Here is a 21,290-nt window from a genome sequence, read left to right on the forward strand (position 1 = left end):
CCTCAAGGGTAATGGTGCAATGGTCGGTGAGATCCTGGGTGTCCCGCGCCTTCACTAGCCTTGGCGCATGCGCCATCGCCTCGCCTCCGTGTTCGCCGTGCTCGTCGCGGCCTGCGCCATAGTGCTCATCGGAGGCGCACCGGCGGGTGCAGCGCCGCGCGAGGCATCCGGGCCTGCCGATGCCGTGGCATCCGGCGTCGTGCGCCCGCTCGCGGCCGACCCCGTCGCGTCGCTCACGGTGGACCGCTTCGACGCCGTGTTCGACCTGCACCGCGACGCCGCCCGCAACTCGTCCATGACGGTCATCGAGACGATCGCAGTGCGGTTCCCCGACGCCGACGTGAACCACGGAATCGAGCGCGCTATCCCCACGTTCGTCGACGACATCCCGCTGCACGTGAAGCTGCGCTCCATCACGGATGCCCAGGGCGCCTCCCAGCCATACGCCACGGTCGACAGCAGCGAAGCGGGCTACGGCGACGACATGCTCGTGGTTCGCGTCGGGGACAAGAACACGTACGTGCACGGGGCCAAGACCTACGTGATCACCTACACGCTGCAGAACGTCGTGCGGCACTTCGACAACACCCACGACGCGGAGCTCTACTGGGATGTCAACGGGACCGGATGGGGCTCGCGGGTGGGTGAGGCATCCGTGCAGGTGCGACTGCACGACGGCATCACCGGCGCCTTGACGGGGCAGCAGGCGTGCTATCCCTCCGCCGCCGAAGCCGCCAACGGAGTGTCGGAGCAGCCGTGCAGCATCCGCACCGAAGGCGACACCATCGCCGCGAGCGTTCAGGGCTTGAGCCCGTACAAGTCCCTGACGGTGGCGATCGGCTTCCAGAACTCGGCGTTCGCCGAACCTCCGCATGCCCGCACGGCATGGCAGTGGGCAGTGTTGCCGTGGTTCTTCTTCATCCCCGTGCTCGCCGGCATCGGCTGGGTGGTCTATCTGCGCACGGGCCCGTTCCGCGATGCCAAGGGCCGCGGGATCATCGTGGCCGAGTACGACGCGCCCGCCGGCGTTTGGCCCATGCTCGCCGCGGACTTCTTGGGCAAGAGCGACGCGGCCTTCCCTGCAGAACTGGTCGGCCTGGCGGTGGGCAAGTACATCAGCATCTCCGAGAACACGGATGCCCCGGCCAGCTCCCGCTACACGGTCACGCTCCAGCGCACGGACTGGTCGTCACTCGACAACTCGGAGATCGCACTGCTCGGCGTGCTCTTCCCCCAGGCGCAGGTCGGCACCAGCCGCGTGCTCGACCAGTCGGATCGCACGCTCGGCGATGCACTCGCTGTGCAGCGGGCATCCGCTCGCAGCCGGGTCACGGAGCTCGGGCTGCGCCTGAAGGCGAGGAATCGAGCCAACTCGTGGGTGCGGTTCGGCCTGCTGCTTCTCTTGGTGCTGCCGATCGTTCACCTGATCCTGGCCGCCGCGAACAAGGCGGGCGCCTGGTGGGTTGTGCTCCCCGACCTCCTCACGGCGTTGTTCGCTCTCGTGCTGCTCGTTCTCAGGTCGCCTCGGCTGCGCATCACAGACAAGGGCGCCGAGGTGCGCGATCACCTCGAGGGGCTGAGGCAGTACATCCAGCTGGCCGAGAAGGACAGGATCGCCTTCCTGCAGAGCCCGAAGACAGCGGAGCGCATCGACGTGCGCGATTCGCAAGCGGTCATCAAGCTGTACGAGAAGGTGCTGCCCTACGCCATGGTGCTCGGAGTGTCGGAGCAGTGGGTCAAGGTGCTGCAGGATCGCTACGTGACGACGGATCAGGGCGCGCCTGACTGGTACAGCGGTCCTTCCCCGTTCTTCACCCTTGCCCTGTGGTCGACCGCGTTCTCGAGCTCGAGCTTCGCCACGACGCCCGCGGCGAGCAGCGGCGGATCCAGCTCGTTCGGCGGATCGGGCGGAGGCGGCTTCTCCGGTGGTGGAGGCGGCGGTGGCGGCGGAGGCGGCTGGTAGCCGCCTCCGCATCTCGCGCCCCGCGCCTCGTGCGTGCGCCTGCCCCGACGCGGCGCGCCTCGCCGTTTGCGCCACATTGGCGCGCTTGCGCCAGGAAACGTGGCGCAATCACGCAAACGTGGCGCAATTGCAGCACGGTCGCCCTGGTACACGCGCGACGAACTGGCGCAATCGCAGCGCGGCGGCCCTGGTAGGCATCCGACGACGGTGGCGCGATTGCGGCGCGGCCTCCCGTCGGAGGCACCCGATAGATTGTCGGCATGCGTGTGGCCACCTGGAACGTGAACTCCATCCGCGCCCGCGCGGGCCGCATCGTCGACTGGCTCGTGCGCGAAGACGTCGATGTTCTGGCGATGCAGGAGATCAAGTGCAAGCCTGAGCAGTTCCCCATCGAGGCCTTCGAAGAGGCCGGCTACGAGGTGGCGATCCACGGGTTCAGCCAGTGGAACGGTGTCGCCTTCGCCTCGCGTCTACCCATCGAGGATGTCGCCGTCGAGTTCGACGGGATGCCCGGCTTCGAGAAAGGCGAGGAGGGCCCTGAGCTTCCTCGCGAGGCTCGAGCAATGGGTGTGACGGTCGCCGGCATGCGGCTCTGGAGCCTCTACGTTCCGAACGGCCGTTCGCTCAGCGACCCGCACTACGTGTACAAGCTGGACTGGCTGGCCACGCTGGCAGCGGATGCCCGTGCCTGGCTCGCGGAGAAACCCGACCAGCCGCTCGCGCTCATGGGCGACTGGAACATCGCGCCGACGGATGCCGACGTGGGCGACCCCAGCCTGGTTCCCGGGATGTCTACCCACATCTCTCAGCCTGAGCGGGAGGCATTCGCTGCATTCCAAGCGATCGGGCTGACCGACGTGGTGCGGCCTTATCAGCCGGAGGGATTCACCTACTGGGACTACAAGCAACTGCGCTTCCCGCGCAACGAGGGACTGCGCATCGACTTCATCCTGGGTTCGCAGCCGTTCGCCGACCTCGTGACGCACGCGAGCATCCATCGCAACGAACGCAAGGGCGATGCTCCGAGCGACCACGTGCCGGTCCTCGTCGACCTCGACGTCTCGCTGCACGGCCCCAATGAAGACGAAGACCGCCCGATGATCTTCGGCTGAGCTCGGCCGCCGCAGCTTCTACGACACGCACGGGCTCCCCTCTCGCGGACGCGCGCCGATCTCACGCCAGCAGCCAGGCGATCACGAGCAGGGCTGGTATCGCCGCGATAGTCGTGACGAGCACGGTGTCCCGCGCCAACACCTCGCCGCGCTGGTACCGGCTGGCGAAGTTGAAGACGTTCTGTGCCGTGGGAAGCGCCCCGAGTGCCACCGCAGCGAAAAGCTGGTGACCGTGCAGCCCGAGCAGGGACGCGACGATCCATGCCGCAACCGGCATGAACACGACTTTGCCCACGGATGCCACGATGATCGGCGTCCTTTCGCGAACCGCTCGGAGCGGCCGTGCCCCGCGCAGCGACATCCCGAACGCCAGCAGCACGAGCGGCACCGCGGCGCCGCCGAGCAGTTCGAACGGCTGGAATACGGCATTCGGCACCTTCCAACCCGTCAGGTCGAGGAGTAAGCCGGCCAGGGATGCCAGGATCATCGGGTTGCGAACGGGCTGCAGCAGGATCGAGCGAACGGATGCGCGCCCGTGCGACGTGATATCGAGAACGACGAGGGCCGTCGGGGCGAACACGATCAGCTGAAGCAGCAACACCGGCGCAACGAACGACGCATTCCCCAGCACGTATACGGCAACGGGGAGTCCGATGTTGTTGGCGTTCACATACCCCGCGCCGAGCGCGCCGATCGTCGTCTCGGCTGCCGAACGACGGAAGAACAACCGGCTGGCGAGCACGAACAGTGCGGCGGTCAGGATGGCCGACACGGCCGCGATGACGACGCTCGCCGAGAACACCTCCCGAAGGTCGGCGCGGGCGAGCACAGTGAACAGCAACGCAGGGTTCGTGACGAAGAACGCCACGCGGTTCAGTACGAACGGTGCGGACGGCCCGCCGATGCCGAGACGTCCAGCGACGTAGCCGACGACGATGACGAACGCGATGATTCCGAATCCCATCAGCACGCCCGTCACCGCTCAAGCCTACGGACCCGGGCGAGACCGGATGGCAACGCGTTGCCACGGCACGCCTCCAACGTGGTGCGGTGCTGCACGTGCCGGCGACGACGACTCGAAGAGGGGTCCTGCGACGACGGCCCTGCGACGATCGCTCGGGTGCGACGTCCCGGCGACGCTGGCTCGGCGATGCCGGCGGTTCCGCCCGACGCCTGGCCCCCGCATCGCGCCCGCCGTAGGCTCGGAAGCATGCCACACCTGAGTGTGCCGGGCGCCGAGCTCTACTACGAGGCCGAGGGACCGGCATCCGCGCCGGCCGTTCTGCTCATCCACGCCGGATGCGCCACCCTGCGCATGTGGGACCCGCTCGTCCCCGCCCTGGTCGACGACCACTTCGTCGTGCGCTTCGACACCCGCGGCTACGGACAGACCCGCACCGACGACGTGACGTTCAGCGACCGCGACGACACCCGCGACCTGCTCGCACACCTGGGCCTTGAGGAGGCGGCCGTCGTCGGGGCGTCGAGGGGCGGGCGCATCGCGCTCGACCTGGCGCTCGAGAGCCCTGACCGGGTCACGGCCGTCGCGACGATCGGATCCGAGCCGAGCGGGTTCCCCGACGCCGAGCTGACCGACGGAGAGGATGCCGCATTCGACGAGCTCGACGACGCCTACGCGAACCGCGACTGGGAGCGGCTGTCGAAACTGGAGACATCACTGTGGGTGATCGGCGTCGGGCGCGACGAGGAGGAGCTCGACCCTGAATTCGTGCAGCTGGCCTACGCGCTGAATCGCGTGAACTCCGTGCACCGCACGGAGGCGCCGTCGTCGGTCCCGCTGGAGCCGCCCGCATGCGAACGACTCGCCGACCTGCGGATGCCCGTGCTCGCCACCGTCGGCGAGTTCGACCTCTCCTACGAGTTGGCCGCGCAGGCGTTCATCGTCGACGCAGTGGCGCATGCCGAGGGATACGTGTTCAGCGACACAGCGCATCTGCCGAGTGTGGAGCATCCGGAAGAGTTCAACTCAGTGCTCTGCGGCTGGCTGGCGAAGCACCGCCTCTGAGCGCAGCGCGCCCGCGTGCCGAGACAAGCAGGCTATGCGCGCCGCGGGCGGCAGCGTCTGCGCCAGAACGCAGGGATTGCGCCAATCGTTCTGGCGCAATTACCGCGACCTGGCGCAATCGCTCGGGTCGCCGCGACGTGGTGCAATCGCCCGCGGCCACCGCGACGTGCAATTGCTCGGGTCACCGGGAAATGGCGCAATCGCTTGGGTCGCCGCGACGTGGCAATTGCCGGGGTCACCGCGACATGGCGCAAGTGCTCGGGCCACCGGCGGGGCGGTGCGGTTGCCCGGGCCGACGCCGCGAGAGAGCGCGCGGCGGTGCCTCAGCGGCGCCCGACGAAGTCGTCCATCGAGGAGTAGACGCCGAAGACGGGGCCGGCGACGGCATCCCAAGCCTTCACGGGAAGGATGCCCTTCAGCGCCCTGGCGAGCGCGACCGACCGCGGCAGCGTGAGCAGCGGTTTACCCGCCAGCATGGCATCCCACACGCGGTCAGCGACGTACTCGGGTCGCATGATGGGCGTCAGCAGCGGACCCCGCGCACCCTCGAACATGCCCGTGTCGATGTAGCTGGTTGCGACGGTGGTGACCTTGACGTTGCCGTGGTCCTCGCGCTCGAGTTCGAGTCGCAGCGAGTCGCTCCATCCGACGACGGCCCACTTTGATGCCGCGTACACGCTCATTCGCGGATTCGACAGCAACCCGGCTGCCGACGCGACGTTCACGATGCGCTTGGCTCGGTACGGATCCCCGATCATCGCCGGCAGGAACTCCCGCGTCACATACATGGGCGCGAGAGCATTGACCTGCATGATCTTGCGGGTGTCGTCGCCGTTGTCGTGCTCCCAGAACAGCGCGCCGCGAACGATGCCGGCGTTGTTGATGAGGATGTCCGGATCGCCCGCTGCCTTGCGCACCTTATGCGCCGTCTGCGCGATCGCACCAAGCTCGCTCAGGTCGACGACGAACGGATGCACCGTCGTACCGGGCTCGGCGACCGCGCGCAGTACGTCCGTGAGCTCCTCGAGCGACGCCCGGTCGACATCCCACAGCACGATGGACTTGGCGCCCTCCAGCACGGCACGCTCCGCGTAGAGCCTACCCATGCCGCTCGCCGCTCCCGTGATGAGGACGCGAGCGCCCCTAACCGTACGTGCCATGGGCTCTATTGTCGCGGGTCGGACCGAAGGGGTCCGTGGTTCAGGATGCCCGCCGGAACCTTTCAACTGCAGAAAAGGCTCTTCTCTGCAGCGGGAAGGGCCTTTTCTGCAGTCGAAACGGGTTCGCGTCCCGGGGCATTCACGAACGGCGCCCGTCAGCTGCTCCTGCGTCACCCGACGACTCCGAACGCGGCCCGGCACCCAGCGGTCACTACGGTGGTATGCATGCCCGAGCAGGAACGCCGCCCCGATTTCGAGACCCGCCAGATCCACGCGGGAGCACTCATCGACGCGGAGGCCCACGCTCGCGTCACACCCGTCTACCAAACCGCCGGGTACCTGTTCGAGAGCTTCGACGACGGTGAAGACCTGTTCGCCGGCCGGAGCACGAGGCGCGCGTACTCCCGCAACGACAACCCGACCAACGCCGTGGCCGGCAAGAGACTGGCCGATCTCGAGGGCGGAATCGACGGCATCCTCGTCGCCAGCGGGCAGGCCGCCATCGCGGCTGCCCTGTTCGCGTTGGCGCAGGCAGGTGATCACATCCTGGTCACGCAATCGTTGTACGAGGGTACGCGCGAGATGTTCCGCGGCACGCTCAAGCGGCAGGGACTCGACGTCGAGTACGTGCCGGATGCCGCGACCGACGAGGAGTGGGCATCCCGCTTCCGCCCCAGCACCAAGGCTCTCTACACTGAGACGCTGCCGAACCCGCTCGGCCAGGTCACCGACATCGAGCGGCTCGCGCGCATCGCGCATAAGGGCGGGGTTCCGCTCGTGGTCGACAACACGGTTCCGACGCCGTACCTCGAGCGTCCGATCGAGTACGGCGCCGACATCGTCATCCATTCCACGTCGAAGTGGCTGGCGGGACACGGTTCGGTGATCGGCGGTGCCGTCGTGGACGGCGGAACCTTCGACTGGGCGGCTCAACCGGAACGCTTCCCGCAACTGGCGGAGGCCCCTAAGCCGGATGCCCCGTCGTTCGTCGCGCGGTTCGGCGCAGGTGCGTTCGGCGCGTACCTGCGCAGCGTCATCGTGCTGGAGTACGGCCCAACGGTGCCGCCGACGAGCGCCTTCCTACTGCTGACCGGAATCGAGACGCTGTCGTTGCGTATGGAGCGACACGTCGCCAACGCACAGCGCGTGGCCGAGTGGCTCGAGCAGCGGCCCGAGGTGGCCGTCGTGCACTACCCGGGGCTGGCATCCAGCGCGTACAACTATCTCGCGAAGCACTATCTGCCGCTTGGACCGGGCTCGATCGTGAGCATCGATCTCGCAGGCGGAAGGGATGCCGCCCGCCGCTTCATCGACTCGCTTCGGCTGGTCTCGCCCATGACGCACATCGGCGACGTGCGCACCCTCGCCATTCATCTCGGGTCGACCATCCACGGCAAGCTCACGGAACAGGAACGACTGGATGCCGGCATCACACCCGGCCTCATCCGGCTGTCGATCGGGCTGGAAAGCGTGCGGGACATCATCGACGACCTCGAGCGCGCCCTCGTGGCGGCGGGTGCCGCCGGTTGAGTAGGCGGCAACGCCGCCCCACCCCGCCGGCGGCGGCTACTCAACCCGCGGTTACGCCCTCGACGGCGACCCTCGACCGGCTGCTCGCTCGATCGCGGCGGGCAGCAACCACAGCGGCGATGCGTCGCACCGCCTCGACGACGGTGGACGGCGCGCACGCCAGGTTGACGCGCACGAAGCCCTCGCCGCCTGTACCGAACGACGGGCCCGAGTTGAAGGCCACCCTGCCCTCTTCGCGCAGAACGACAGCCGGGTCGTTGCCCAGACCGGCCTCGCGGAGGTCGAGCCAGACCAGGTAACCGGCATCCGGGGTTACAAGTCGAGCCTCCGGCACGTGGCTGGCGAGCTCTGAGCGGAAGAGTGCGATGTTGGAGACGACCTGCTCCACGACCGCGTCCCGCCACTCGACGTCGTCGAAGGCTGCGATGGCCGCGTGCAGGCCCAGGATGCTCGTGCGCGCCGCCGTCTCTTCGGGGAGACGCTCGAGGCGGGCGGCTGTGCGGGCATCCGCCGGCACGATCCAGGCGCACTTCAGGGCGGCGAGGTTCCAGGCCTTGCTTGCACTCGTGACCGTCACGCTGCGTGCTCCCGCGGCAGCGGCGATCGGGGCGAACGGGGTGAAGACGGCGTCGGGATGCGCGAGAAGCGCGTGAACCTCGTCGCTCACGATGGGAACGTCATAGCGGGCGGCGAGCTCCGCGAGCGCCTGCAGCGACTCGGGCGAGTGACATCGTCCGGTGGGGTTCTGCGGATTGCAGAGCAGCAGCGCATCCGCGCCGTTCGCGAAAGCCCGTTCGATGCCGGCAAGGTCGAGAGCCCACCCGGATGCCTCCAGCAGCGGCACCTCGACGGGTCGCGCGTGCACCTCGCCCACCATCTCGTAGAAGGGCGCGTACACCGGGGGCGTCAGCACGATGCGGCCGCCGACGGGAGGGACGAGAAGCCGCAGGGTCTCGACGATTCCCACCGTGACATCCGTCGCGAGATGAACGCGATCCGGGTCGATGTGCCAGCCCCACGAGCGCTGGGCGAATCCGGCGAAGGCGGGAGCGAGCGGACCGGGGCCGTCGAGGTAACCGGTGTCACCGGCGGCGAGCGCACGGGAAACGGAATCGACAACGGCGGACGACGGCTCGAAATCCATCTCGGCGACGAAGAGCGGCAGTACGTCGGGGGCGTAGCGGCGCCACTTGATGCTTCCCCGCTCGGCACGGAGCCGATCGATGGAACGAATCGCGACGTGGTTCACTTCTCGTGGCTTTCGACGGTGGACGGTACCCCTCGAATGTATTCGGCGCGCCACGGGGTCCGATCGAAAGCGACGCCGCGTTACGCCCGCTCGGCCTGACGAACCACGAGCAGCTCCCGCACGACCTGGGTGAGATCGACCGAGAAGGTGGGCGGCAGGTCGATGGATGCCGGGCTCGTGCCGACGGCATCCGTCTCGTCGTTCATACCGGTTCTCCCATCAGCTTGTTCTCGTAGGCGAAAGCGACCACCTGCACCCTGCTCTTCAGACCGAGCTTGCCGAGCACCTGGCGCACGTGGCTCTTGACCGTTGCCTCGCTCAGCACGGTGGCCTCGGCGATCTCCGCGTTGCTCAGCCCGCGGGCGATCAGCAGGAAGACCTCGCGCTCGCGGCCGCTCAGCGCGGCGAGGGTCTCGTCCGGTGTTCGCGTCTGCGCAGGCCGCGCGAACTGTCTGACCACCTGCATGGCGTCCGCTCCGGCCCCCAGCCCGTTCTCGGCGACCGCCTCGCGAATGGTGCCGAGCACTTCGCGAGGCAGGGCATCCTTCGTGAGCAGGGCCGTGGCGCCCGCGCGAAGCGCGAGGTAGACGGCTTCATCGCGCTTGATCGTCGTGAGCACGATGACCTTCGGCGGGTCCGAACCCGCGACGATGAGCTCGGTCGCCTCGAAACCGTTGATGCCGGGCATCCTCAGATCCATCAGCACCACGTCGGGCCGCACCTGACCGACGAGCGTCAACGCGGAACCGCCGCCGTTGGCAGTGCCGACACAGTGCATGTCGGGCTGCGCGTCGATGAGCATCGCCAGGCCCGCCGTGAACAACGGCTGGTCGTCGACGATGACTACCCGGATCTGCGCGCGTTCAGCCATGGCGTCCTCAGTCATGCCGCACCTCGATCGCCTGCAGGGGCGAGGCGTCCGGCGCGATCAAGGCGGTGCTATCCGGCGGGATGAACGCCGTGACCACGAATGTGTCGTCGTCGCTTGGCAGTGCCGTCAGCCACCCGCCCACGAGTCGGGCGCGCTCCTTCATTCCGGCGATGCCGATGCCCCGCGTGGCGCCCGTCACGAGTGGGCTGCCACCGGTGCAGGTGGAGACGACGAGCACGGCGAGCCCTGCCCCCTGCGCGTCGAGCGTGACCGTCACCGTCGCGCCGCGGCCCGCGTGCTTCAGCGCGTTCGTCAGGCTCTCCTGCACGATGCGATAGGCGGCGACCTGCTTAGAAAGGGCAAGCGGGGCGAGGTCGCCAAGCACTCGTAGCGTGACGTCGATGCCCGCGGCGCGCACATCGTCCACAAGAGCGGGGATGTGCTCGATGCGGCTCCTGTGCTCGCTCACGTCGTCTTCGTCATTGATGCGCTCGACCAGCCGCCGCACCTCGCCGAGTGCCTCTCGCGCGACCGTCGCGATGTTCCCCAGAGACTCGCGCGAGGCATCCGGATCTACCTCGTGAATGGCGGAGGCGCCTTCCGCCTGCGCAACCACGATGGCGAGCGAATGCGCCAGGGAGTCGTGGATGTCTCGCGAGATTCGCCCGCGATCGTGCGCCAGCCGCAGCTCGAGGTCCGCGTCGTCGAGCTTGGCCGTCGTCGTCTCTAGGCGATCCGTCACGACTTCGACGCGGCGCAACGCGGCAAGCCCGATCCCGATAAGCCAGGCCGCCGCAACCGCGGCCACAAGTGCGGCGACGAACACGACACAGCTGCTCAGCATGCTTCCGAAGCCGTTCCCGATCGCGGACGTCCATGACAGCCATCCGCTCAGCACGAGAACGACCGAGTACACGACGGCGCTCGCGACGCCGGCGAGCAAGGATGCCACGCGCATCCGCCTGCGCTCGTTCGTCATCGCGACGTACCCGACCACGACCGGAACGGCGAACCACGCGGGCCACGAGGTCGAGAGGTCGATGCCCCAGCCGGCCCAACTGAAGAAGTATCCGGCGTAGGTCTCAGCAAGCGGCGTCAGCACGGTGACCACGAGGCCCAGGGCAAGCAACCCCACCGGAACAGCCGCGATGACGGCGAGCGCGAGCCGCGGCATCACCCCGGCCAGGCCGATCGCGAGCGCATAGAGAGCGAACATCACGAGTTTCGGCGCCAGCGGCGTGCGACCGCTCTCCGCGATCGTCCACAGCACCAGGAAGGTGACGGCCGCGGCCAGGGGAATCCCGACGCGCAGCAACCGTGCGACGCTGGGCGTCAACTCGCCGCGGATCGGCAACCGTGCGAACAACTCATCCATGGCCGCCACGCTACGGCCGACGTCATGCCCCGAGCGCGTGCCCACTGGCAAGTTCATCCCTCAGGATGAGTGGCCCGCCTGGCCGAAGCCCTTTGAACTGCAGAAAAGGCTCTTCCCCTCGAGGGGTAGAGCCTTTTCTGCAGTCGAAATCAGGCCTGGAGGATCAGTACCAGCCGGACGACTCCGAGTGACCCCACGCGGCGCACGGGGTGCCGTAGCCACGCGAGATGTAGTCGAGGCCCCAGGCGATCTGGGTGGCAGCGTTGGTCGCCCAGTCGCTGCCGAACGACGCCATCTTCGAGCCGGGAAGCGCCTGCGGGATGCCCGTCGCGCCGCTTCCTGCGTTGTAGGACTGGTAGTTCCAGCCGGACTCGCGATTCCACAGGCTGTTCAGGCACTGGAACTGGTCGCTGCCCCAGCCGTACTTGCTGGCCATCATCGACTGCGCGACGGTCCTGGCGCCGTCGGGCGTATTCACCCTCGAGAGCGCCTCGGCCGCGGCCTGCGCCTCGGCTGCGGCCTTCGCCGCCGCCTCCTGCGCGGCCAGTTGTGCGGCCTTCTGCGCGGCGACCACTGCCGCGTCATGCGCGGCAGCTGCGGCATCCGCGTTCTTGACGGCAGCCTGGGCGGCCACCGTCAGCTTGTGCAGCGTTCCGGGGTTGGACGAATAGTTGTTCTGCAGAGCACTGATCGCCTTGCCCAGATCGGTGACGTCGGCTCGGCCCTGCACCTGTTCCTGGGTGATCTGGGCCACGGCAAGCGCGTCGAACGACGCCTTGGCGGCCTTGGGCACCACCGACGTCGCGGAGACGGACGACGCCTTCACGGCGTCTGTAAGGGGCCCGGCTGCCGTGATGTCGGCGGCCGCTGCGGCCAGCTGCTTCGCCGGTTCGGCGTATGCGTTCGGCACCACGACGGAGGTGGCGACCGCGGCGATGGCGACAGCGGCAACGGCCGTCGCGCCGAAGAGGAGGGGGCGCTTGTGGCGGGTGATCTTGCCGGCCGCTCGGTGCCGGCCGTTGCGGTCGGAGAGCGCGCGAAGGGTGTTCTTGAGGTTGGCGGGTGAGATTCGGGTAAGGAAGGTCAAAAGGTTCCAATTGTCGGGGCTGCCCCGCGTTGTCCACCGGCAAGCGCGCGCACGCATCTTGCAGGCAACGGATGCTCCCCGCACGCTGTGCGCGCAGGCCACACCCGGGCGGGCTGGTCGTCCCTGAACGCCACGCGCGGCTCACCGCCGTGTGGGGGCACGGCGGCGGCCACGACGCGCGCTGAACGCGCGCCGGCTAGGCGCCCCGCGGGTACAGCAGGCAGCATCCGCGGTATTGGGGCTTTCGTCGAACGGCATCACGACCCTTACGGGTGTTGTCTGGATCGAGCGTTTAAGTCCGACGACTCCGACACGGTACTCATGCGCTCTGGACAGCCTGTGCACAGACCCTCCGAGGGCCCTGGGAGCGAAAATCCCGCGGAATCACGCGGATTTTGGCGGGCAAATCACGCGATCCTCGAAAACGCAAGTCGATTCATCCGTATATGACGGCACCCTCTCAGGTTGACGTGCGTGCTTGAAGCGCGGTCAGGGGCGACGGCTACGGCGACACAGACGGCTACGGTGAGACAGACAGGAAGAGGAACGCGGCGAAGATCACCAGGTGCACTCCGCCCTGCAGCTTCGTCGCGCGGCCGGGCACGACGCTCAGGATGCTCACCACTATCGAGAGCAGCAGCAACACGATCTGCGTCTCCCCGAGCCCGAGGACGAGCTGCTGAGGCATCCAGATGGATGCAACCGCCACGGCCGGAATCGTCAGCCCGATGCTCGCCATGGCCGACCCGAGGCCCAGGTTGAGGCTGGTCTGGATGTGATTGCGTTGAGCAGCCCGAACTGCCGAGATGCTCTCGGGCAGCAGGATGACGAGCGCGATGACGACTCCGACGACGGACTCCGGAAGCCCGAGCGCCACGACGCCACCCTCGATCGACGGCGATTCGAGTTTCGCGAGCCCGACGACGGCGACCAGCGAGACGAGAAGCAGCACGAGGCTCGTCAGCGTGGCGCGGACCGTGGGCGGCTCGCTGTGCTCGTCTTCGGCGTCCTCCTCCAGCACCTTCCCCGTGTCTGAGACCGGCAGGAAGAACTTGCGATGCGAGATGGTCTGGGTGATGACGAACAGCACGTACAGCGCGAGGGATGCGATCGCGGCGAATGCCAGCTGAGTCGGCGAGAAGCGCGGTCCGGATGCCTCGGTGAAGTCGGGCAGCACGAGGCACAGCACCGCGAGCGTGGAGAGCGTGGCGAGCGCGGCGCCGGATCCCTCCGAGTTGAACCGCACGGTGCCGAACTTGAACGCGCCGACGAGTATGGAGAGCCCGACGACGCCCATGGTCGTGATCATGAACGCCGAGAACACGGTGTCTCGCGCGAGGGTCGCCGCATGTTCGTCGCCGCCGGCCGACAGCGTCACGATGAGGCCGACCTCGATGATCGTCACCGCGATGGCGAGGATCAGCGAGCCGAACGGCTCGCCCACCCGGTGCGCGATGATCTCGGCGTGGTGAACGGCGACGAGGATGGCGCCGATCAGGATGACCGCGAGCACGATGGCGAGACCGACTCCCGGCTTCGTGCCCCAGGCCAGCACCAATGTGAGCGCCGCGACCAAAGGCACCGCAACGGGGACCCACTTGCCGATGGTGCGAAGCGCCGTCATCGTTCCATCTTCGCAGGCGTCAGAATGGGGCCCTGCGGAAGGAAGGCGAGGCGATATGGCAACCCGCGCATGGCGCACTCTCGAACCGGGTCAGCTCTCGAGGCTGGTCGTCGTCGACATCACGACCGGTGAACGCCGGGTGGTGCTGGAGAACACGGATGCCGTGTTCGAGGCCCCGAACTGGACCGTTTCGCCGTTTTGGGGTGACGCGGAGTGGCTCGTTTTCAATCAGGACGGCCTCATCTACCGCATCGAGGCATCCGCGGAGCGTGCAGGTCGGGACGCGATCGAGCACGTGCCGACGGGCGCCATCGACAGCTCGAACAACGATCACGTCGTCGCACCGGACGGCCGCTACCTCTACATTTCGGCCGAGGACAAGCACATCCATCAGGTCTCGCTCGCGGACGGCACGACCCGACAGGTGACGCACGAGCACGACGGGCCCTTCAACCACTACCTGCACGGCATCTCGCCAGACGGCACGACGCTCTCGTACATCGGGCTGGAGCCCCTCGGCCCGAAGCCCGGCCCGGGCACGCCGGCCCGCACGAACGTCTTCACGATCGGCGTCGACGGATCGGACGACACACAACTCACGTTCTCCGAGAAGCCGCACGACGGAGCCGAATTCGACCCAACCGGTGAGTGGGTCTACTTCAACTCCGAGCGGGAATCCGAGCACCATGGGCACGCACAACTGTTCCGTTGCCGGCCGGACGGCTCATCCGTCGAGCAACTCACGTTCGACGAGCGCGTCAACTGGTTCCCGCATGTAGCCCCAGGTGGCCGTGATCTCGTGTACGTGAGCTACGGGCCTGGTGTGGCGGGGCATCCCGCCAACGAGCAGGTGCTGATCAGGCGAATCGATCCCGACGGCGGAGAGCCTGTGGATGTCGTCGAGCTGTACGGCGGACAAGGCACGATGAACGTCGCGAGCTGGTCGCCCGACGGCACGCGGTTCGCGTATGTGGAGTATCCGATCGCCCACTGAGAAGCTCGCGGCCGCGGTTGTTTATGGCTCGACGCAATGAAGTTGCGCCGATTCGGTCACAGACGCAGCTCTGGGTCGCTACTCGGCAAACTCGACCCCGATGGCCGTCGTTACGCTCGGAGGAGACGCAAAAGAGTCACCACCGAGGAGGTCTCGTCATGTCCATCGCCTTTTCCACGGGGGCCGACGAGGCTCTCGATACGAACGCCGAACGCCTCGCCGGCATCGCGACCGATCCCGCGTGGCTCGCGCTCAAGCACGCGGCCTCGAGCATCCAGGGCGATCAGGTCAAGGACGGCTCCATTCCGGATGCCTCGCGCCACGCGGATGCCCGCGCTCGCGTCGCCACGATCGTGGAGTCGATCCGCGACCTCGCCCCGCTCTTCCCGCACGACGCGGACTACCTCGCCGCACTGCAGGGCGACTTCGAGCGCTGGGTCGACTCCGGCTTCGGCGTGCCCGACTTCTACGACTCGCTCGTCGCGTTCCAGCCGCAGCAACACCGCATCGACGGGCTGCGGCACCTCGTCGTCTTCCCGATGTACACGCAGAACGGCTCGACCGAGAGGCACGTCGAGGCCCTGATCGTCGAGACGATCTGGCCCGAGTTCGTCGCAGAGCTCGAGCGCACCGACTACGGCAACAAACTGTTCGTGTCGCTGCGCCTCGTCGACTTCACGAGCGGGTACGACACCAACTCGGCGGTGCTGTTCCCCGAGACGGTGGCCATGCGAGAGCTCCCGACCTTCACGTGGGGGGCGATCTTCCAGGACCGCGAGGCCGCACGCTACCGCGTCGTGGTGCGCGCGGCATCCGAGATCACGAAGCTCGACCTGCCGAACGACGCCGCACGCCTGCTCGATAACCAGAAGCTGGCCGAGGAGACGTTCGTGATGTGGGACATCATCCACGACCGCACCCACATGCGGGGCGACCTGCCGTTCGACCCGTTCATGATCAAGCAGCGCATGCCGTACTTCCTCTACTCGCTCGAGGAGCTGCGCTGCGACCTCACGGCGTACCGGGAGGCGTACCGACTGGAGCAGACCCTCGGTGCGCGGGCCCCTGAGGAGCTGTCTGACGACCAGCGCAGCATCCTGGAGCACGCAAAGCTTGTGCGCTATGCGATCCTGTTCGACCGCATCTTCCGCTTCCCCATCACGGGCAGCCGGGTGCGCAACTACGACGGTCTCGGCGGGCAGCTGCTGTTCGCGTGGCTGCACCAGCACCGCGTGCTCGACTGGACCGACACTCAACTCTCCGTCGATTGGGATGCCGTCGGCGACGCGGTCGTCTCGCTCAGCGATGCCATCAACGAGTTGTACTGGCGCTCGATCGACCGGCCGAAGACCGCGCACTGGCTCGCGGCGTACGAGCTCGTGAGCAGCGTGCTTGCGCCGAACCCGGCATCCGTCTGGGCGAAGGGGCTGCCGCTCGAGGTGCTTGCGGGCGCGCCGAAGGGCTACACGGATGCCGTGCTCGACGACGAGTTTCCGCTTTCGATGTTCTACGAAGCGCTCGGCAAGAAAATGGGCGATGCGATCGAGTCCACGAAGGGCATCATCGCCACGTCCGTCGGCTGACCCAGGCAACCCCTGCTCACCGAGACGTGGTGGTGGCGACGAGGCTTGCCGTACTGCGCTGAGTCTCATCGCGTGCACCAAGTCTCGCGGGGCCGACCGTGCGGACACAGCGACAATAGGAAGCGATGACTACACGACTGCACGACCCCGACTCCCGCTCGTTCGCCTCGGACAACTATGCGGGCGCGCATCCCGAGATCATCGACGCCATCGTGGCCGCGAACGGCGGGCATCAGATCTCCTATGGCGAGGATGCCTACACCGAGCGCCTGCACGAGGTGTTCGCCGAGCACTTCGGGGACGGCGTCGAGGTGTACCCGGTGTTCAACGGCACCGGAGCGAACGTGACAGCGCTGCAGTCGATGCTTCCGCGGTGGGGTGCTGTTGTGGCATCCTCCACGGCGCACATCAACACCGACGAGAACGGTGCGCCCGAGCGAGTCGGCGGCCTCAAGCTGCTGACGGTCGACACTCCGGACGGCAAGCTCACGCCCGAGCTCATCGACAAGCACGCGTGGGGCTGGGGCGACGAGCACAGGGCCCAGCCGCTGGCCGTGTCGATCACGCAGACCACGGAGCTCGGCACGTGCTACTCGGTCGAGGAGGTGCGTGCAATCACCGACCACGCCCACTCGCTGGGCATGCGTGTGCACATGGACGGCGCCCGCATCGCCAACGCGTCCGCCCACCTCGACATGCCGCTTCGCACCTTCACAAGCGATGCGGGAGTCGACGTGCTGAGCTTCGGCGGCACGAAGAACGGGCTGCTGTTCGGCGAGGCGGTCGTGGTGCTGAACCCGCATGCCTCGCAGGGCATGACCTACCTGCGCAAGCTCGACATGCAGCTGGCATCCAAGATGCGGTTCATCTCGGCTCAGCTGATCGCGTTGCTGACCGATGAACTCTGGCTGCGCAGCGCGCGGCACTCCAACGCGATGGCGCAGCGGCTTCGCTCCGAGCTCGAGGATGCCATTGCCTCCGGCCGCGCTCCCGGCCTCGCGTTCACGCAGGCGACGGAGTCGAACGGCGTCTTCGCCACGCTCCCGAAGGATGCCGCGAACTCGGTTCGCGAGCAGCACCGCTTTTACGATTGGGACCCGGCGCGCGGCGAGGTGCGCTGGATGTGCTCGTGGGACACCACGGAAGACGACATCGACGCTTTCGTCGCCGCGATCGTGGACGCCCTCGGCTCATCGCGGGTTGAGTAGCGGCCCAGCCGCCCACCGCCGGTTGAGTAGCCCGCGAACTCGACGCGCAATGTGGGTACAGGGTCATCGCACCTGCGAAGACTCACAGGTTTGCACCGGATACCTGGCACGTCGCTGAACTGCGGCCATAGCATCCGTCTCACTGAGTCCGCGACGATGCGGCGCACCGGAAGGAAGCGAACCCGATGACCACGACAGAGTCAACACGGCGTACCTCCGGCATCGAGGTGCGCTCCATCGATTACGTGCCTCTTGCCGAACGGCACGGAAAGGTCTCGCACATCGGGCCGTTGTGGTTCATGTGCAACGCCCAGATCGCAACGCTCGCGACGGGGCTGATCAGCATCACGACCGGCGGCAACCTCATCTGGTCGTTGATCGCGATCGCGCTGGGCATCTGCATTGGCACGTTCTTCATGGCGGCGCACTCGTCGCAGGGGCCGCAGCTGGGCCTGCCGCAGATGATCCAGTCGCGTCCACAGTTCGGATACGTCGGTGCGCTGCTCGTCTGGCTGTTCGCCTACATCCAGTACGCCGGGTTCAACATCTTCAATTCCGTGCTGGGCGGAGAGGCGATCGGGGGAGCGATCGGATCGGGGCAGGCATCCAACCCGCTGTGGATCTGGGTCGTCACGATCATCGCAGTGATCATCGCTCTCGTGGGCTACGACTTCATCCACTCGTTCGAGCGCTACCTCACGTACCTCACGATCGTCGTGCTCGCCCTCGTGTCGGTCTCGGCGATCATCCATCTGCACATTCCGGCATCCGAATTCAATCTCGGCGCCTTCAACCCCGTCGCGTTCTTCGGGCAACTCGGGGTGGCGGCCGGCTACCAGATCTCGTGGGCGATCTACGTGTCGGACTACTCGCGCTACCTGCCGGCTGACACGAAGACGAGCAGCACCTTCAACGTCACGTTCTGGGGCAGCGCGCTCGGCGGCATGTGGATGATGTTCCTCGGCTCGTGGATCGCCGTATCGGCCAAAGACATCGGCTCGAACACCATCGTGGACATCAAGAAAGTGGCGGATGCCCTGTTCCCCGGCTTCGGGGTCATCGCACTGATCGTCTTCGCTCTCGGCCTCATCTCCGTCACCGCCTTGAACATGTACGGCGGGTCATTGACCCTCATCTCGTCGATCGACAGCTTCGTGAAGGTGCGGCCCACGCTGACCATCCGCATAGTGACGCTGAGCGTCACCGCAGTGTTCTCGTTGGCTTTCGCGCTGTTCGCGACGTCGGACTTCCTCGCGAACTTCAACGACTTCCTGCTGCTGATCCTCTACCTGTTCATTCCGTGGACCGCCGTCAACCTCACCGACTTCTTCATCGTGCGGCGCGGCCACTACGCCATCGCCGAGATCTTCAAACCCGACGGCATCTACAAGCGCTGGGGATGGGCAGGCATCGGTGCGTATGTGCTCGGATTCGTGGCCATGATCCCGTTCTTCAACGTGGCAGGCGTCTTCGTAGGACCGGTCGCCCACGCGATGGGCGGCGTCGACATCTCGCTCTTCATCGGCCTGCCTGTGGCGGCGGTGGCCTACTGGCTGTTCACGCTGAGGGTGGATGTCGCTGCCGAGCGGGAGCTGGCGAGCCAGCAGGCGCTCGAGATCGAGCAGGCATCCGCCCAGCACGAGTTGCCCTAGCGCAGGGCCGGCAACCGCGGGTTGAGTAGCCGCCGAACGCGGCGTATCGAAACCACACCACCGTGACCCGAACCGCTCCCCGCGACGCAACTCAACCGGCGACGGCGTCCGGCATTCCGGACGCCGCGGGCCGCCGGAGGCGGCACCCGGATGCACACTGGCAACATGTCCGTGTACGTGTCGGCGCTCGACCTGTTCTCGATCGGGATCGGGCCGTCCAGTTCGCACACGGTCGGGCCGATGCGAGCAGCCGGACGCTTCGTCGCCGAGCTCGCGGCGCGAGGCATCCTTCCGGGTCTCACCCGCCTCGAGTGCACCTTGTACGGCTCCCTCGCGGCGACCGGTGTCGGCCACGGCACGCCCGATGCCGTCGTTGCCGGCCTCGCAGGCGAACGCTCGGAGACGTGCGACCCGGCGGCCGTGCATGGAGCGTGGGCCCGAGCCACCGAGAGCGCCCTCCTGACGCTGCGCGATCCCGAGGGCGCGGAGGTCACCGTACCGTTCCACGGGGCGGATCTCACGTTCGAGCCGCGCACGAGGATGCCCGAGCATCCGAACGCGCTCACCCTGCGCGCTTACCTGGATACGTCGGAACCTGCCATCGAGCGCACCTACTTCTCTATCGGGGGCGGCTTCGTCACCGAGCGGGGTGCGGCATCCGCTGGCCACAGTGCCGAGCGAGGCACCGCGACCGAGTGGCCGTTCTCCACCGCGGCCGAGCTGCTGGCGCTGTGCGCGCGGTACGGACTGGGCGTCTGCGATGTGGCGTATCGCATCGAACTCGAGCGCAGGGGCGAATCCGAGGTCGTGGCGGGACTCGACGCCATCCGCCAGGCGATGCACGACTGCATCGAGCGCGGGCTGTACTCCGACGGCGAGTTGCCAGGCGGGCTGCATGTGCCCAGACGGGCGAAGGCGATGCGTGAGCAGCTGGAGGCGACGCCGCCGGATGCCCCGGACTTCGCCGCCGAGTGGATGCGTGCGTTCGCCCTCGCCGTCAACGAGGAGAACGCGGCGGGCAGCCGCGTGGTCACGGCGCCCACGAACGGTGCAGCCGGCATCGTGCCCGCCGTGCTCGAGTACCACCTGCGCTTCAATCCGAGCGCGACGGATGCCGACGCGCGCCGCTACCTCCTCACCGCGGCCGCCATCGGCTCGATTCTGAAGGCGAACGCATCCATCTCGGGTGCCGAGGGCGGATGCCAGGCCGAGGTCGGTTCCGCGTGCGCGATGGCCGCGGCAGGGCTCTGCGCCGTGCTCGGCGGCACGCCCGACCAGGTGGAGAACGCGGCGGAGATCGCCGTCGAGCACCACCTCGGGCTGACCTGCGACCCGGTCGGCGGGCTCGTGCAGATCCCGTGCATCGAGCGCAACGCGATCGCGGCATCCACCGCGGTGTCCGCTGCACGTCTGGCGCTGCACGGAGACGGCCGGCACCTCGTCCCGCTCGATGTCGCCGTCGAGACCATGCGGCAGACGGGCGCCGACATGAGCGATCGGTACAAGGAGACGAGTGCCGCGGGCCTCGCCGTCAACGTCATCGAGTGCTGACCTGCCACTTCTGGGCGCCACACCTCTGTGGTCCGCACCCCAGGTCCTTACCCCAGGGCCACACCCAAGCCCATACCCGAGGGGCCACACCCCAGGTCCTTACCCCAGGGCCACACCCAAGCCCTACCGGAGGGCCCACGCCAGGCCCTGAGCCACAGCCAAGGTGTCCGCGGAAACAGGCAGACCTATCGAAAACAGGCGAGAATTGTCTGTTTTCGCCGCGAGAGCGCGACCATGCCTGTTTTCCGGACAGGTCGGCCGCGGCCGGGCCCCGACACGAAAACAGCAGCTGTGACCGAGAACAG

Annotated in this window: 17 protein-coding genes; 9 read left to right on the plus strand and 8 right to left on the minus strand. The window is 67.4% G+C overall.

All coding sequences use genetic code 11. The features are described from left to right. Positions 1-67 precede the first annotated feature (67 nt). Complete coding sequence (locus ACO2Q7_RS09520) at positions 68-1,963, plus strand: DUF2207 domain-containing protein (RefSeq protein ID WP_423355370.1); 1,896 nt, start codon at positions 68-70, stop codon at positions 1,961-1,963. 260 nt (positions 1,964-2,223) lie between these two features. Next, positions 2,224-3,075 carry an exodeoxyribonuclease III gene (locus ACO2Q7_RS09525; RefSeq protein WP_423355371.1) on the plus strand — a complete coding sequence of 284 codons (852 nt, stop codon included), beginning with the start codon at positions 2,224-2,226 and terminating at the stop codon, positions 3,073-3,075. Positions 3,076-3,136: 61 nt separating this feature from the next. On the opposite strand, the gene ACO2Q7_RS09530 is transcribed toward ACO2Q7_RS09525, so the two are convergent. After that, the gene (locus ACO2Q7_RS09530) at positions 3,137-4,054 is read right to left on the minus strand and encodes an AEC family transporter (protein WP_423355372.1); all 918 of its coding nucleotides are present in this window, start codon (positions 4,052-4,054) and stop codon (positions 3,137-3,139) included. 231 nt (positions 4,055-4,285) lie between these two features. Here ACO2Q7_RS09530 and ACO2Q7_RS09535 point away from each other — a divergent pair, with 231 nt between their 5' ends. Beyond that, positions 4,286-5,101, plus strand: a complete 816-nt coding sequence (locus ACO2Q7_RS09535) for an alpha/beta fold hydrolase (RefSeq protein ID WP_423355373.1) — start codon at positions 4,286-4,288, stop codon at positions 5,099-5,101. Positions 5,102-5,424: 323 nt separating this feature from the next. Here the strand turns inward: ACO2Q7_RS09535 and ACO2Q7_RS09540 are convergent, their stop codons facing one another. Continuing rightward, positions 5,425-6,261, minus strand: a complete 837-nt coding sequence (locus ACO2Q7_RS09540) for an SDR family oxidoreductase (RefSeq protein ID WP_423355374.1) — start codon at positions 6,259-6,261, stop codon at positions 5,425-5,427. Between the two features lie 225 nt (positions 6,262-6,486). Between ACO2Q7_RS09540 and ACO2Q7_RS09545 the strand changes: the two genes are divergently transcribed. Further along, complete coding sequence (locus tag ACO2Q7_RS09545; protein ID WP_423355375.1) at positions 6,487-7,791, plus strand: O-acetylhomoserine aminocarboxypropyltransferase/cysteine synthase family protein; 1,305 nt, start codon at positions 6,487-6,489, stop codon at positions 7,789-7,791. 40 nt (positions 7,792-7,831) lie between these two features. Here ACO2Q7_RS09545 and ACO2Q7_RS09550 read toward each other — a convergent pair whose 3' ends face one another. The 6 genes from ACO2Q7_RS09550 to ACO2Q7_RS09575 all read right to left on the minus strand — a co-directional run bounded on the left by ACO2Q7_RS09550 (position 7,832) and on the right by ACO2Q7_RS09575 (position 13,997). Beyond that, the gene (locus ACO2Q7_RS09550) at positions 7,832-9,040 is read right to left on the minus strand and encodes a MalY/PatB family protein (protein WP_423355376.1); all 1,209 of its coding nucleotides are present in this window, start codon (positions 9,038-9,040) and stop codon (positions 7,832-7,834) included. A gap of 80 nt (positions 9,041-9,120) precedes the next feature. Beyond that, positions 9,121-9,246, minus strand: a complete 126-nt coding sequence (locus ACO2Q7_RS09555) for a hypothetical protein (RefSeq protein ID WP_423355377.1) — start codon at positions 9,244-9,246, stop codon at positions 9,121-9,123. Next, positions 9,243-9,926 carry a response regulator gene (locus ACO2Q7_RS09560; protein ID WP_423355378.1) on the minus strand — a complete coding sequence of 228 codons (684 nt, stop codon included), beginning with the start codon at positions 9,924-9,926 and terminating at the stop codon, positions 9,243-9,245. Before ACO2Q7_RS09560 ends, ACO2Q7_RS09555 begins: the two co-directional genes overlap by 4 nt. Then, complete coding sequence (locus ACO2Q7_RS09565; protein WP_423355379.1) at positions 9,919-11,286, minus strand: sensor histidine kinase; 1,368 nt, start codon at positions 11,284-11,286, stop codon at positions 9,919-9,921. The genes ACO2Q7_RS09560 and ACO2Q7_RS09565 overlap by 8 nt, the downstream gene beginning before the upstream one ends. A 163-nt stretch (positions 11,287-11,449) precedes the next feature. Then, positions 11,450-12,373: a phospholipase gene (locus ACO2Q7_RS09570; protein ID WP_423355380.1), complete on the minus strand. Its 924-nt coding sequence runs from the start codon at positions 12,371-12,373 to the stop codon at positions 11,450-11,452. 520 nt (positions 12,374-12,893) lie between these two features. Next, on the minus strand, positions 12,894-13,997 hold the full coding sequence (locus ACO2Q7_RS09575; protein WP_423355381.1) for a calcium:proton antiporter: 1,104 nt from the start codon (positions 13,995-13,997) through the stop codon (positions 12,894-12,896). A gap of 55 nt (positions 13,998-14,052) precedes the next feature. Between ACO2Q7_RS09575 and ACO2Q7_RS09580 the strand changes: the two genes are divergently transcribed. The 5 genes from ACO2Q7_RS09580 to ACO2Q7_RS09600 all read left to right on the plus strand — a co-directional run bounded on the left by ACO2Q7_RS09580 (position 14,053) and on the right by ACO2Q7_RS09600 (position 20,985). Next, on the plus strand, positions 14,053-14,991 hold the full coding sequence (locus tag ACO2Q7_RS09580) for a TolB family protein (protein WP_423355382.1): 939 nt from the start codon (positions 14,053-14,055) through the stop codon (positions 14,989-14,991). 158 nt (positions 14,992-15,149) lie between these two features. Continuing rightward, complete coding sequence (locus tag ACO2Q7_RS09585; protein ID WP_423355383.1) at positions 15,150-16,574, plus strand: DUF6421 family protein; 1,425 nt, start codon at positions 15,150-15,152, stop codon at positions 16,572-16,574. Between the two features lie 125 nt (positions 16,575-16,699). After that, entirely contained in the window at positions 16,700-17,782 is a 1,083-nt protein-coding gene (locus tag ACO2Q7_RS09590) for a threonine aldolase family protein (protein ID WP_423355384.1), read from the plus strand. Positions 17,783-17,967: 185 nt separating this feature from the next. Beyond that, positions 17,968-19,434, plus strand: coding sequence for a purine-cytosine permease family protein (locus ACO2Q7_RS09595; RefSeq protein ID WP_423355385.1), 1,467 nt, complete (start codon positions 17,968-17,970; stop codon positions 19,432-19,434). Between the two features lie 165 nt (positions 19,435-19,599). Continuing rightward, positions 19,600-20,985 carry an L-serine ammonia-lyase gene (locus ACO2Q7_RS09600; RefSeq protein ID WP_423355386.1) on the plus strand — a complete coding sequence of 462 codons (1,386 nt, stop codon included), beginning with the start codon at positions 19,600-19,602 and terminating at the stop codon, positions 20,983-20,985. The last annotated feature ends 305 nt before the right edge of the window (positions 20,986-21,290 follow it).

Source organism: Rathayibacter sp. KR2-224, from assembly GCF_049446075.1.
GTDB lineage: Bacteria > Actinomycetota > Actinomycetes > Actinomycetales > Microbacteriaceae > Humibacter.